This is a genomic window from Nocardiopsis sp. NPDC055824, from assembly GCF_053616335.1.
The window spans coordinates 1-13,038 of the sequence record NZ_JBSHDN010000179.1; the positions used below are offsets into that span (position 1 = coordinate 1).

General features: G+C 72.3%; 10 protein-coding genes, 1 pseudogene and 1 riboswitch. Of the genes and pseudogenes, 4 read left to right on the top strand and 7 right to left on the bottom strand.

What is annotated here, in order from left to right:
- From ACWGL3_RS25710 to gcvT, 6 genes and pseudogenes are all read right to left on the bottom strand, one after another.
- A pseudogene (locus tag ACWGL3_RS25710) lies at positions 1–115 on the bottom strand (L-serine ammonia-lyase, iron-sulfur-dependent, subunit alpha); the annotation flags it as partial.
- A gap of 331 nt (positions 116–446) precedes the next feature.
- Entirely contained in the window at positions 447–1,106 is a 660-nt protein-coding gene (locus ACWGL3_RS25715; protein ID WP_267946252.1) for a hypothetical protein, read from the bottom strand.
- Positions 1,107–1,547: 441 nt separating this feature from the next.
- Complete coding sequence (locus ACWGL3_RS25720; RefSeq protein ID WP_267946251.1) at positions 1,548–2,960, bottom strand: L-serine ammonia-lyase; 1,413 nt, start codon at positions 2,958–2,960, stop codon at positions 1,548–1,550.
- A gap of 78 nt (positions 2,961–3,038) precedes the next feature.
- Positions 3,039–4,307, bottom strand: a complete 1,269-nt coding sequence (locus tag ACWGL3_RS25725) for a serine hydroxymethyltransferase (RefSeq protein ID WP_267946250.1) — start codon at positions 4,305–4,307, stop codon at positions 3,039–3,041.
- 7 nt (positions 4,308–4,314) lie between these two features.
- On the bottom strand, positions 4,315–4,695 hold the full coding sequence (gene gcvH, locus ACWGL3_RS25730) for a glycine cleavage system protein GcvH (protein ID WP_452461889.1): 381 nt from the start codon (positions 4,693–4,695) through the stop codon (positions 4,315–4,317).
- A gap of 154 nt (positions 4,696–4,849) precedes the next feature.
- Positions 4,850–5,965 (bottom strand): glycine cleavage system aminomethyltransferase GcvT, encoded by a 1,116-nt coding sequence (gene gcvT / locus ACWGL3_RS25735; RefSeq protein ID WP_267946248.1) that lies wholly within the window; start codon positions 5,963–5,965, stop codon positions 4,850–4,852.
- A 145-nt stretch (positions 5,966–6,110) separates the two neighbouring features.
- Positions 6,111–6,211, bottom strand: a riboswitch (glycine riboswitch).
- 271 nt (positions 6,212–6,482) lie between these two features.
- Between gcvT and ACWGL3_RS25740 the strand changes: the two genes are divergently transcribed.
- The gene (locus ACWGL3_RS25740; protein ID WP_267946247.1) at positions 6,483–7,379 is read left to right on the top strand and encodes a penicillin-binding transpeptidase domain-containing protein; all 897 of its coding nucleotides are present in this window, start codon (positions 6,483–6,485) and stop codon (positions 7,377–7,379) included.
- A 15-nt stretch (positions 7,380–7,394) separates the two neighbouring features.
- Here the strand turns inward: ACWGL3_RS25740 and ACWGL3_RS25745 are convergent, their stop codons facing one another.
- Positions 7,395–8,420: an Lrp/AsnC family transcriptional regulator gene (locus ACWGL3_RS25745; protein WP_267946246.1), complete on the bottom strand. Its 1,026-nt coding sequence runs from the start codon at positions 8,418–8,420 to the stop codon at positions 7,395–7,397.
- A 189-nt stretch (positions 8,421–8,609) separates the two neighbouring features.
- Here ACWGL3_RS25745 and ACWGL3_RS25750 point away from each other — a divergent pair, with 189 nt between their 5' ends.
- From ACWGL3_RS25750 to ACWGL3_RS25760, 3 genes are all read left to right on the top strand, one after another.
- Complete coding sequence (locus ACWGL3_RS25750; protein ID WP_267946245.1) at positions 8,610–9,884, top strand: metal-dependent hydrolase family protein; 1,275 nt, start codon at positions 8,610–8,612, stop codon at positions 9,882–9,884.
- Positions 9,885–9,924: 40 nt separating this feature from the next.
- On the top strand, positions 9,925–11,526 hold the full coding sequence (locus ACWGL3_RS25755) for an AbgT family transporter (RefSeq protein WP_267946244.1): 1,602 nt from the start codon (positions 9,925–9,927) through the stop codon (positions 11,524–11,526).
- 171 nt (positions 11,527–11,697) lie between these two features.
- Positions 11,698–12,939, top strand: a complete 1,242-nt coding sequence (locus ACWGL3_RS25760; RefSeq protein ID WP_452461890.1) for an amidohydrolase family protein — start codon at positions 11,698–11,700, stop codon at positions 12,937–12,939.
- Positions 12,940–13,038: the final 99 nt, after the last annotated feature.

Below are 13,038 nucleotides of genomic sequence, written 5' to 3' on the forward strand. Positions count from 1 at the left end.
CGATGACGTTGACGGCGAGGCCGCCGCGCGAGGTCTCCTTGTACTTGTCCATCATGTCGCGGCCGGTGTCGCGCATGGTGCGGATGACCTTGTCCGGCGACACGAAGCGGCTGCGTGCTGCCCTGCGCGCTTGACGGGCTCCCCTCCTACCAGGGGCTGGCGTGTATCACGTGTCGATCGCCGAAACAGGTACCTGTCCGGAGAACAGCATGGGGGCCAGAGCGTCATGTAGTTCGCTCGTCGTCCTGCTTATCTCGGCGTGCAGGCGGGCCTTGTCGTCCAAGGAGTGGAGGGAAGCGCCGATCGCTCGCTGAAATCCGCCGGTTCGGGGAGGTCAGGACCGCGCTCGACCCAGTTGGTCACCGCGGCGGGGCTGACGCCGGCGTGCCTGGCGAGCTGCGCGCGTGACACGAGTGTCGGCCCGCTCTCGTCCACGGTGGCTCTCCTCAGTTGCTCGGGGGAAGGACGCCCCGCCACTCCTGCTCCTTGACCAGGAGTACCTCGGGGACCTGGTCCATGTGCCTGATTCCGCCGGCCGCCTCCGGGTTGATCCAGGACAGGACGCGGTAGATCGTGCTGTGGTCCGCCTCCAGGTGACGGTGGTGGATGGGCTCGTGGTGCATGATCCGGTTGCGGAAGGTGCGCAGGTAGTCCACCTGCCTGCGCAGGTCCTCGCGGGGGCCGCCGTAGAAGGGGAAGGCGCTGTGCAGGGCCGTGCGCCAGAGGCTGCGGTCGTACCGGGAGACCAGCAGGAAGGACCAGAATCCGAAGGACAGCTCGGTGACGATGTCGTCCGGGCTCGCGGGGGATCCCCGCCGGAGGCAGGTGTCCCTCGCCTGGGCGACGAGCTGCACGCCCTTGCGGTGGAGCGGAGCCGCGTGCCACCAGTCCGCCCGCCCGAAGCGGTCGCACAACCGGTCGTGCATGGAGTTGCGCAGTGCCAGTTCGAGGACGTGCAGGGGACGGTAGAAGGCGGCGGAGACGGCGACGTTCCAGTGGTACAGATGGGCCGCCCTGGTGGAGTCTCCGTCGCAAGCGGTGATGTAGGGGGCCAGGCGCGGACGTGAGTAGACGGTGTACATCCACTCCGGCATGTCGTCGCTCAACAGGGCCTTCTTCCGTCTCGGCCTGGGGGAGGCTGTCTGTTCCGGGTCCTGCGTGGTATCGTCGAGGACGTAAGCCCCGGGCCGCCTCTGCTCAGCACGCCACCCGGGGCACAGCTGTGTCCGGGGGTGCCGCAGTGCGCGCAGCCCCTCTGGTTCACGCGGCATCACGCTGTCCGACTGGTGTCCACGGTACATGCGCGCCTGAAAGAGCCGAGCGCACTGCGGTGCGCGATTTTTGTCAACACCGCATCAATGGGCCGGATCTGCATCCGCTCAGCCGCTCCTTGCCTGGTCACCGGGTTTCAGGGGACAGGATCTGTCCGAGCGCCGTTGTCTGCGAGTTGCCGCAAGAAGCCCACCTTCATGCTGTTGACAACGTGTGGGAGGGCGGCCGCCAAGGGCCCCTCGGGCAGGGGCCGGTGCGACGGATGGCTGCCCCGATCAGCACTCGATGACGTTGACGGCGAGGCCGCCGCGCGAGGTCTCCTTGTACTTGTCCATCATGTCGCGGCCGGTGTCGCGCATGGTGCGGATGACCTTGTCCAGCGACACGAAGTGGCTGCCGTCGCCGCGCAGCGCCATGCGGGTCGCGCTGATCGCCTTCACGGAGGCGAGGGCGTTGCGCTCGATGCACGGCACCTGCACGAGGCCGCCGATCGGGTCGCAGGTCAGCCCCAGGTTGTGCTCCATGGCGATCTCGGCGGCGTTCTCCACCTGGGCCGGGGTGCCGCCCAGGACCTCCGCCAGACCGGCGGCGGCCATCGAGGAGGCCGATCCCACCTCGCCCTGGCAGCCGACCTCCGCGCCCGAGATCGACGCGTTCTGCTTGAACAGGATGCCGATCGCGGCGGCCGTGAGCAGGAAGCGCACCACGCCCTCGTCGCCGGCCCCCGGGCTGAAGTGCAGGTAGTAGTGCAGCACGGCCGGGACGATGCCCGCGGCGCCGTTGGTCGGCGCGGTCACCACACGGCCGCCCGCCGCGTTCTCCTCGTTGACGGCCAGGGCGTACAGGGTGATCCAGTCGCTGCCGCGCATCGGGTCGGGGTCCACCCCGGTCGGCGCCAGCAGGCCCGCCTCGTCGCAGTTCCCGCCCAGCTGCCGGTACAGGCGGTGCGCCCGGCGCGGCACCTTCAGGCCGCCGGGGAGGCTGCCCTCGGTCATCACGCCCCGGCGCACGCACTGGCGCATCGCGGTCCAGATGACCAGGAGCTCCTCGCGGATCTGATCGGGGGTGCGTCCGAACGCCTGCTCGTTGTCGAGCATCACCGCGCTGATCGACTTCCCCGTCTCCGCGCAGATCGCCAGCAGCTCCTCGGCGCTGTCGAACGGGTGCGGGACGACGGTGGCGTCGGGTGTGATCCGGTCGGCTCCGGCGGCGCGCTCGTCCACGACGAAGCCGCCGCCCACCGAGTAGTACACCTTGGAGGCCAGTTCGCCCCCGTCGGCGTCCAGGGCCGCGAACCGCATCCCGTTCGGATGGTCGGGCAGGCTCTCCCGGCGGCGGAAGTCGATGTCCACGGCCGGGTCGAAGGCCACCCGCGGCCCGTCCGGGCCGCCCAGGTACAGGCCCCGGTCGTCCCGGACCCCCTCGACGAGCTCGGAAACCCCGTCCACGTCCACGTGCTCGGGGGTGTGGCCCATCAGCCCCAGCACCACGGCGGTGTCGCTGCCGTGCCCCTTGCCGGTGAGCGCCAGGGATCCGTACAGCTCGGCCCGGACACGGGCGGTCCGGTCGGCCGTGCCCGCCTCGCGCAGCCCGGTGGCGAACGTGCGGGCCGCCTTCATCGGGCCGACCGTGTGCGAGCTGGACGGCCCGATGCCGATCTTGAACAGGTCGAACGCGCTGATGGCCATGGCTGTCCTCCTCGTTGAGTACAGGGCCCGGGGAGCAGGGGTGCCGTGCGGGGCCCGGGGCCCCGCACGGCGGGCGCCCTACAGGTTGGGGTAGAGCGGGTACTTGGCGGTCAGGGCACGGACCCTGCCGCTCAGGGCGTCGGCGTCGAACTCCGGCTTGAGCGCCTCGGCGATGACGTCGGCGACCTCGGCGAAGTCCTCGTCGCCGAACCCGCGGGTGGCCAGGGCCGGAGTGCCGATCCGCAGACCGGAGGTGACCATCGGCGGACGCGGGTCGTTGGGCACCGCGTTGCGGTTGACCGTGATCCCGATGCCGTGCAGGCGGTCCTCGGCCTCCTGGCCGTTGAGCCGGGAGTCCACCAGGTCGACCAGGACCAGGTGCACGTCCGTGCCCCCGGAGGCGACCTTGACGCCGGCCTCGGCCATGTCCGGCCGGGTGAGGCGCTCGGCGAGCAGGCGCGCACCGCTGACGGTGCGGCGCTGGCGCTCGGCGAACTCCTCGCCCGCGGCGACCTTGAACGAGACCGCCTTGGCGGCGATCACGTGCTCCAGCGGGCCGCCCTGCATGCCGGGGAACACCGCGGAGTTGATCTTCTTGCCGTACTCCGACTTCGCGAGGATCATGCCGCCGCGCGGCCCGCCCAGCGTCTTGTGCGTGGTGGTGGTGACCACGTCGGCGAACGGCACCGGGTTGGGGTGCAGCCCGGCGGCGACCAGGCCGGCGAAGTGCGCCATGTCCACCATCAGCAGGGCGCCGACGGAGTCCGCGATCTCCCGGAAGCGGGCGAAGTCCAGCTGGCGCGGGTACGCCGACCAGCCGGCGACGATCATCTTCGGCTGGTGCTCCTTGGCGAGCGCCTGGACCTCGTCGTAGTCGACGGTGCCGTCCTCGTCGCGCACGTGGTAGGCGACCGCGTTGAGGATCTTGCCGGAGTAGTTGATCCGCATGCCGTGGGTGAGGTGGCCGCCGTGGGCCAGGTCCAGGCCCAGGATGGTGTCGCCCGGCTTGAGCAGTGCGAAGTACACGGCCGTGTTGGCCTGCGCGCCCGAGTGCGGCTGCACGTTCGCGTGCTCGGCGCCGAACAGCGCCTTGGCGCGGTCGATCGCGAGCTGCTCGACGACGTCGACGTGCTCGCACCCGCCGTAGTAGCGGCGGCCGGGGTAGCCCTCCGCGTACTTGTTGGTCAGGACGGTGCCCTGCGCCTCGATCACCGCCTGGGGGGCGAAGTTCTCCGAGGCGATCATCTCCAGGGTGTCGCGCTGGCGGGCCAGCTCCGCGTCGACCGCGGCCGACACCTCGGGGTCCAGTTCGCCCAGTGTCTGGTTGAGCGTGTTGTCAGTAGCCATCGGGGGCCTACTCCTCGCCTTCGGTCAGCTTCGTGTACTCCTCGGCGGAGAGCAGCCCGGAGGGCTCCTCGGCGAGCCGGGCCCTGAACAGCCAGCCGCCCTCGAAGGGGGCGGTGTTGATCGTCTCGGGCGCGTCCTCGAGGGACTCGTTGACCTCGACGACCTCGCCGCTGACCGGCGAGTAGATGTCGCTGACGGACTTGGTGGACTCCACCTCGCCGCTCGGCTCACCGGCGGTCACCTCGCTGCCGACCTCGGGCAGCTCGACGAAGACGATGTCGCCCAGGGACTCGGCGGCGAACGAGGTGATCCCGACGGTGGCGATCCCGTTCTCGACCGCGACCCACTCGTGTTTGGCCGTGTAACCCAGCTCCGTGGGAACGCTCACTTCAACTCTCCTTGGAGGTGTTCCATTTTCCTGCCGTGCACCTGTGCTGCCCGGCCCGGCCTACGCCCGGTCGCGCCACGTGCGTGCCGGTCCCCGGTCAGGGGATCCGGCCGCGCGGGGCGCGCGGGCCTTCGGGGTGTGAAGGCCCCTGCTGCTACGGCTGCCGCTTGTAGAACGGCAGCTCGACCACGTCGACGTCCTCGCCCCTTCCGCGCACGTCCACGGTGAACGCGCCGGTCGAGGTGTCGAGGTCGCCGTCCACGTAGGCCATGGCGATGGGGCGGCCCAGGGTGGGGGAGGGCGCGCCGCTGGTGAGGGTTCCGACGGTCTCGCCGTCGCGGAGGACGTCCTGGCCCTTGCGCAGCGGGCGGCGCCCGCGCGCGACGAGGCCGATGAGGCGGCGGGGGCGGGCGGTGCGGGAGGCCTCCTCCAGGGCACCGCGGCCCACGAAGTCGCCCTCCTTCTCGAACTTGACCACGCGGCCCAGTCCGGCGTCGAAGGGGGTGAGCTCCGCGGTGAGCTCCTGCCCGTACAGCGGCATCCCGGCCTCCATGCGGAGGGTGTCGCGGGCCGACAGCCCGGCCGGGACGAGCCCGTGCCGTTCCCCCTCGGCCATCAGGGCTTCCCAGACCAGGGGGGCCTTCGCGGCGGGCCGGACGAAGATCTCGAAGCCGTCCTCGCCGGTGTACCCGGTGCGTGCGAGCAGGACGGGTTGGCCGGCGACGGTGTGCTCGTACCCCGCGTAGTAGCGGATGCCGTCCAGGTCCGCGTCGGTGAGCGGCGCGAGGATCTCGACCGCGCGCGGCCCCTGGATCGCGATCAGGGCGTGGTCGGCGGACTCGTCCGCCACCTCGACGTCGAAGCCCTCGGCGCGTTCGGCCAGCGCGGCGGCGACCACGGGCACGTTGGCGGCGTTGGCCACGACGAGGTACTCCCCCTCGCCCAGCCGGTAGACGATGAGGTCGTCCAGGACGCCGCCCCCGGCGTCGGTGATCATGGTGTAGCGGGCACGGCCGACCTTGACCTGGGACAGGTGGCCGACCAGGGCGAAGTCGAGGGCTTCGGCGGCCTGCGGGCCGGTGAGGCGGATCTCGCCCATGTGGGAGAGGTCGAAGAGCCCGGCGGCCTCGCGGACCGCCTTGTGCTCGGCGGTCTCGCTGCCGTAGCGCAGCGGCATGAGCCATCCGGCGAAGTCGACCAGCGTGGCGCCGGCCTTCTCGTGGACCTCGCGGAGCGCGGTGGCGCGCGGCGCTGATGCGGGATCGGACATGGGCACTCCCGAGAGGATGGGCGTCGTGTCGTGCAGAGGCGTTGCCATCCTCCCCCTCTGTCATCTGTGCCTGAGAGCTTCGCCGCGCGCTCGGCGTGGCTTGCACCTTCGGCGAGGGACGCTGGTCCCTGCTTTCCAGAGTGGTCTCGCCCGTACGGTCCGCTGTGCCTGAGAGGTTGTCGTGGGGAGGGATTGCTCCTTCGGCGGCCCGAGATGGCTACGCGGGCACTCTCCCGTACGGGGTCAGCAACACGTTCAGCCTAGCAGCGGGCGCACACGGCCCCCAAAGGTGCCCGGGCCGGGGCGGGAGCCGGGGGCGGGGCGCGGCACGGCCCCGGGGGGAGCTGCTGCCCGGCCGCGGGAGTCGGGCCGAACCCGTCGCGGAGGGGGGCTCCGGGGGTTAGCGTGAGCCGGGGACGGACTTCCTGCGTGGGAGGGATGACGGGTGCGAGCCGACGGGAACCGGGAGACGGGCGGACGGGCGCGGGCGGCGCGCCGAGGGGGGCGGCCGGCGGCCGTGCACGGCACGGCGGTGCTGGCCGCGGCGTGCGTCCTCGGGCTGACCGCGGGCAGCGGGTGCGCGCAGGGCGGCGGTGGCGGGCCGGAGGCGCCGTCCGAGGGGCGGCTGGAGGCGAGCGCGCACGAGCGGCGGGGCGACGTCGCCGCGGTGGAGCGCCAGGACCTGGAGTCGGTGTTCGCCGAGGCCGGCGTGGAGGGCACGTTCGTGCTCCACGACACCCGTGCCAGGGAGTCGACCCTCGTCGGGGCGGAGGCGGCCTACGAGCGCGCGGTGCCCGCGTCCACGTTCAAGCTGGCCAACACCCTGATCGGCCTGGAGACGGGCGCGGTGTCGGGACTGGACGAGGTGCTGCCCCACGGCGGCGGGCCGCAGCCCGTCGAGGCATGGGAACAGGACATGTCCCTGAGGGAGGCGTTCCCCGCCTCGAACTTCCCCGTCTACCAGGAGCTGGCCCGCAGGGTGGGGCACGAGCGGATGGCGGCCTGGGTGGACCGCTTCGACTACGGGAACCGGGACATCGGCGGCGAGGACGTGGAGGACCGGTTCTGGCTGGACGGTCCGCTGGAGGTCTCCGCCGTGGAGCAGACCGAGTTCCTGGCCTCGCTGGCCCGTTCGGAGCTGCCGGTGGACGCGGCCCACCAGGAGGCGCTGCGCGAGATCGCCCTGGTGGAGGAGGGTGACGGCCACGCGCTCTTCGCCAAGAGCGGTTGGGCGGTGGACGTCGATCCGGCCCCCGGCTGGTGGGTCGGCTGGGTGGAGCGCGGGGAGGACCTGTACACGTTCGCCCTGCGCATCGAGATGGACGACGACGCGAACGCGGAGCTGCGGGAGCCCCTGGCCCGGGAGCTGCTGGTGGAGCTGGGCGCGCTGCCGGGCGGGGCCGCCGGGGACTGACCGGGCGCGCCGCCGTCAGGGGGTCCCGGCCGGGAGCAGCTGGACGGGGACCGATCGGGTGAAGCGCTGCTCGGCGTCCATCACCCCGCCCATGAACTTGAAGGTGCGCAGGGTCATCCGCCGGTCCGCGATGCGCAGGCCGGGCAGCTCCTCCAGGAGCTGGCGCTCCACCCGGGTCAGGTCGGGGGCGTTGCGCAGCCACAGGATGAAGAGGGTGTTCTCGGGCCCGGCGATGGTGGTGCACAGGCGTACTTCGGGGATGCGCTCGCCCAGGTCGCTGGCGCCCTCCAGGACGCGGGGGTCGACGGTTCCCCAGAGGGTGGCGGCCGCGTGCCAGCCCATGCGGGCGCGGGAGATGTCGCAGCGCAGCCCGACGAGCGCCTGGCGCAGGAGCCGGTTGACGCGCCGCGCGGCGGTCGTGGGCGCGATGTCGAGGCGTTCGGCGATGTGCTGGTACCCGAGGCGCGCGTCGACGCACAGGAGGTCGATGATCCGCTGGTCGAGGGGTGTGACGCGCTCGTCGCCCGGCCGGGGTCCCCGCACGGGGGAGAGGGCCCGCAGCCGGCGCCGCTGGTGCGGGGACAGGGCGCGGACCTGCCACAGGTAGGCCTCCCGGGGCACCTCCGTCACGACGTGCACCCGGTAGGACACCACGTCGGGGAACCCGCCGACCCAGTTGAGCAGGTAGTCGGCCAGTCCCGCGCCGGGGACCACGGTGAGCATCAGCTGGTGCGACCCGGCCACGAACTGGATGCTGAGGGTGTCCCGGTCCTGCGCCAGGGCGGCGGCCACCCGCTCGACGGTGCCGTTGCGGCAGCTGAGTTCGACGTAGGACAGGTTGCGCCGCGCCATCACGCGCTGCCGCGGGAAGACGGCGATCCTCGCCAGCCCCTCCTCCTCCAACCGCCTCCACCTGCGCGCGAGCGTGGTCGGGTCCGCCTCCAGGATCGGCGACAGCTCGGCCCAGGAGGCGCGGGGCGCCATCTGCAGGGCGTTGACCAGCGACAGGTCGAACTCGTTGGGTGTGGTGGATTCCTGCATCAGCGACCTCGAAAAACTCTTTTCCGGCGATCTGGGCATCTTAGGGGTGGCCGAGCGTAGGTTTTCGCACAGCCGTCAAACGGCCCTGAGCTGCGTATTTCCAGAATGTTAACCATGGCCGGAGTGTTGATTTCGCATTATGGAATCAATGTCCGAGATCTGGCGAGGAGAAGGGTGAAGGTGGCGCCGATGGCTTCGGAGGACACCGCTGTCGTCTTTCGCAACGGGACGGTCGTGGACGCGACCGGCGCCGGACCGCGCGAGGACTGGGTGGTCGTGGCCCGCGGCGGCCGCATCGACTGGATGGGACCCGCCGCCGACGCGCCCGAGATCACCGCGCCGCACCGGGAGATCGACGCCCGCGGCGGCACCGTCCTCCCCGGGTTCGTCGACGCCCACGTGCACATGACCATGGGGGGCGACGGCATGAACCCCGCCGCGTTCCTCCACCAGCCGCCGCACTACGGCTACTACACGGCCATCCCCCGGCTGCGCGCCACCCTCGACGCCGGCGTGACCAGCGTCCGCGACCTCGCGGGCCTCGACCTCGCGGTGGTCCGCGCGGTCGAGGAGGGCATCGTCGCCGGCCCCCGCATCACCACCGCGTACCGCGCGCTCGGGCCCACCGGCGGCCACGGCGACTTCCGCACCTGCTGCGGGTTCGACTTCGGCACCGTCCTGGGCCCCGGCGGCGCGGTGTCCATCAACACCGACGGCGCCGCCGAGGCCCTGCGCGGCACACGCGAGGTCATGCGCAAGGGCGCCGGGGTCGTCAAGGTCATGGCCGGCGGGGGCGTGTGGAGCCCCCAGGACACCCCTTGGCACGACGGGCTCAACATCGAGGAGATGACGGTCGTCGTCCGCGAGGCCGCCGCGCACGGGATCCCGGTCGCAGCCCACGCCCAGAGCGCCCGCAGCATCCGCAACGCCCTCGCCGCCGGTGTCACGAGCATCGAGCACGGCTACGAGATCGACGCCGAGGGCATCGAGGCGATGCTCCGCGACGGAGCCTTCCTCGTCCCCACCCTGGCCACCGCCACCACGCCGCCCGACCCCGCGAAGTCGGCGGGCTACGCGGTGGAGAAGAAGCTCAGGCTCCAGGAGCACCTCGGCGAGAACATCTCCGCCGCCGTGGCCGCCGGGGTGCGCGTCGCCCTGGGCACAGACTCCGGCATCTTTCCGCACGGCCGCAACCTCCACGAGCTGGCCCTGCTCGTCGAGCACGGCATGACCCCCATGGGCGCGATCCTCGCCGGGACCCGCGAGGCCGCGGAGCTCCTCGGCGTCGCCGACCGGGTCGGCACCCTCCAGGTCGGCAAGCGCGCGGACATCGTCGTCTGCGCGGGCGACCCCCTGGAGGACATCACGCTGCCGGGAGACCCGGCCAACATCACGGTGGTCGTCAAGGACGGCGTCGTCCACAAGGACACCACCGCCCCCGGCCGGCCGCCGGCCACCGCCTGAGCCCCCCAGCCCCCGCCCCCCATCCCCCCGTGAGGTGACCATGACCACGCAGAGCCCGAAGAAGGGCGCGACCGGCGGTGGGACCGCCCAGGCGCGCCCCGGCCTCCTCGCGCGCTCCCTCGACGGCATCGAGCGCGTCGGCAACAAGATCCCCGACCCCTTCGTCCTCTTCCTGATCCTCTTCGCGATCATCGCGGTCCTGTCGACGGTCATGTCGCTCAGCGGGGCCACGGTCGAGGTGCCCGGGAGCGAGGACGGCGTCCAACCCGTCAGGAGCTTCTTCTCCGCCGAGGGCATCACCTGGCTGACCACGTCCCTGGTCACCAACTTCGTGTCGTTCCCGCCGCTCGGCGTCGTGCTGACCGTCCTGCTCGGTGTCGGCGTGGCCGAGCGGACCGGGCTGCTCACCGCGCTGGTGCGGCGCGCCTTCGGCGGCGCCCCCCGCTGGCTGCTGCCCTACGTGGCCTCGTTCGTCGCGGTCTCCGGCAGCATCATGAGCGACGCGGCCATGGTGGTCATCCCGCCGCTGGCCGCCATGGTGTTCAAGGCCGCCGGGCGGCACCCGGTGGCGGGCCTGCTCGGCGCCTACGCGGCGGCCACGGCCGCGTTCAGCTGCAGCCCCTTCGTCACCAGCACCGACGCGCTGCTCTCGGGCGTCACCAACGCCGCCGCCGAACCGCTGGGCCTGGGCACCTACGTCAGCCCGATCTCCAACTACTTCATCACCCTCGCCATCGCGCTGATCCTCAGCTTCGCTGCGGGGTTCATGATCGACCGCGTCCTGGAGCCGTCCCTGGTCCGCCGGGGGATCGCCCGCGACAAGGTCCGGGCCGAGGCGGGGACCGAGGAGTCCGAGGCCAAGGTCATGGACCCGAACCTCACCGACACCGAGCGGCGCGGCCTGCGCCGGGCCGGGGCGGCCCTGCTGCTGACCGCCGCGGCGGTCCTCGCCCTGTGCCTGCCCCCGGGGGCGCCGATGCGCAACGAGGACGGCGCCTTCCTGCCGGAGTCCCCGCTGCTCAGCTCCGTGGTCTTCATCGTCTTCATGGTGCTCCTCCTCCCCGGCGTCACCTACGGCGTCGTGACCGGGAGCATCCGCAAGGGGGCGGACCTGGCCCTCGTGATGGGCCAGACGGTCAAGGAGATGTCGCCGTTCATCGTGCTGGCCTTCGTGATGGCGCAGTTCCTGGCGCTGTTCAACTGGACCAACATGTCCAGCTGGATCGCCATCCAGGGGGCGGAGGGCCTGGAGGCGACCGGGTTCACGGGCTTCGGCGCGATCCTGTGCTTCATCCTCCTGGCGTTCATGGTGAACCTGTTCATCATCTCCGGGTCGGCGATGTGGGCGCTGCTCGCGTCGGTCTTCGTGCCGATGTTCGCGCTGCTCGGCTACGAGCCCGGGTTCATCCAGGCCGCCTTCCGCATCGGCGACTCGACCTCGAACGTCCTGTCACCGCTCAGCCCGTACCTGGTGATCATGCTGGGGTTCCTGCGCGCCTACGAGCCCAGGGCGGGCATCGGCACCGTGATCGCCCGGTGCCTGCCCTTCACGGTCGTGTTCACCGTCCTGTGGATCGGCGTGCTGGCCGTGTTCTACTTCGGCGGCATCCCCGTCGGCCCCGGGATGAACGTGCGCATCTGATCCGACCGCCCGGCCGGGGCCCGCGTCCGCGGGCCCCGGCCCCGCACGTCCCGGGCGCTCCCCGCCGGGGACGCGCACCGTCCGCACCACTCGCACCACCTACACCACCCGCACCACTCGCACCACCGCACCGCGCGGCGCCGCCGCGCAGCACCGACGTGAGGAGTCGTCATGACCGGCACCAGGACCCTGTACCGAGACCTGACCCTGATCGACGGGACCGGGGCCGGCCCGGTCGCCGACTCCGCCGTGCTGGTCGAGGACGGCACGGTCGCCTACGCCGGCCCCGCGGCCGGGGCCCCGGAGGCCGACGGGGCGACGGAGACCGTGTCCCTGGGCGGGCGCACCGTCCTGCCCGGGTTCATCGACACCCATGTGCACCTCGGCGTGGCCGACGGCCGGGCGCTGGCGGTCAACCACGCCGACATCCCGCTGAGCCTGCACGCGCTGGAGACCGCCGAGCGCATGCGGGTCACCCTGGCGGCGGGCGTGACCGGCGTGCGCGACCTGGGCGGGGCCGACGCCGGGTTCCGCACCGCGCAGGAGAGCGGGCTCGTGCCCGGCCCGCGCATGCGTGTGGCGCTGCGGCTGATGAGCCACACGGGCGGCCACGCCGACTTCACGCTCCCCTCGGGCCACGACCCCCACGCGCACGGGCTGTCGGTGACCGAGATCGTCGACTCCCCCCAGGAGGCGCGGGTGGCCGCGCGGCGCCTCATGCGCGACGGCGCGGACGTCATCAAGGTGTGCGCCACGGGCGGGGTGTCGAGCCCGTCGGACACCCCCGACGACGAGGGGCTGACGACGGAGGAGATCGCGGTCATCGTGGAGGAGGCCTCCCGCCACGGCGGTCGGCCGGTCGCCGCCCACGCGCAGGGCGCCGCGGGCATCCGCAACGCGGTCCTGGGCGGGGCGGCCAGCATCGAGCACGGCTACCTGGTGGACGACGAGGGCATCGACCTGATGCTGGAGCGGGGGACCTTCCTGGTCCCGACGCTGGCCACCTTCGACTTCGAGGACCGCGTCCACCTGATGACGAGGAAGGCGGTGGAGACCAAGCGCGCCCTCGCCGAGCGCACCTTCGAGCGGATCGCCGAGGCCGTGCGGCGGGGAGTGAGGGTCGCCATGGGCACGGACGCGGGCATCTCCGAGCACGGGCGCAACCTGAACGAGCTGCGCCACCTGGTGTCGGTCGGGATGAGCCCCATGGACGCGATCGTGGCGGGCACCCGCAACGCCGCCGAACTGCTCGGTACGGCGGACCGGGTGGGGACCGTGGAGGCGGGCAAGCTCGCCGACCTGGTCGTGTGCGACGGCGACCCGCTGGCCGACGTCGCCCTGCTCGGGGACCCGGGGCGCGTGGTGATGGTGGTGCAGGGCGGCCGGGTCGTGAAGGACATCAGGGCCTCCTGAGGACCGGTCGGCGGCCCCCGGGCGCCATGCGGAGCAGAGGGGCGGGGCGCGCGCCGGAGGTCAGCCCCGGACCGGCGGCCGGTTCCGACCGTGGAACCG

Bases quoted from the DNA above. Each gene is read 5' to 3' on its own strand.
- ACWGL3_RS25720 (WP_267946251.1), bottom strand. From the start codon at position 2,960: ATGGCCATCAGCGCGTTCGACCTGTTCAAGATCGGCATCGGGCCGTCC.
- ACWGL3_RS25725 (WP_267946250.1), bottom strand. From the start codon at position 4,307: ATGGCTACTGACAACACGCTCAACCAGACACTGGGCGAACTGGACCCC.
- gcvT (WP_267946248.1), bottom strand. From the start codon at position 5,965: ATGTCCGATCCCGCATCAGCGCCGCGCGCCACCGCGCTCCGCGAGGTC.
- ACWGL3_RS25745 (WP_267946246.1), bottom strand. From the start codon at position 8,420: ATGCAGGAATCCACCACACCCAACGAGTTCGACCTGTCGCTGGTCAAC.
- ACWGL3_RS25750 (WP_267946245.1), top strand. From the start codon at position 8,610: ATGGCTTCGGAGGACACCGCTGTCGTCTTTCGCAACGGGACGGTCGTG.
- ACWGL3_RS25755 (WP_267946244.1), top strand. From the start codon at position 9,925: ATGACCACGCAGAGCCCGAAGAAGGGCGCGACCGGCGGTGGGACCGCC.
- ACWGL3_RS25760 (WP_452461890.1), top strand. From the start codon at position 11,698: ATGACCGGCACCAGGACCCTGTACCGAGACCTGACCCTGATCGACGGG.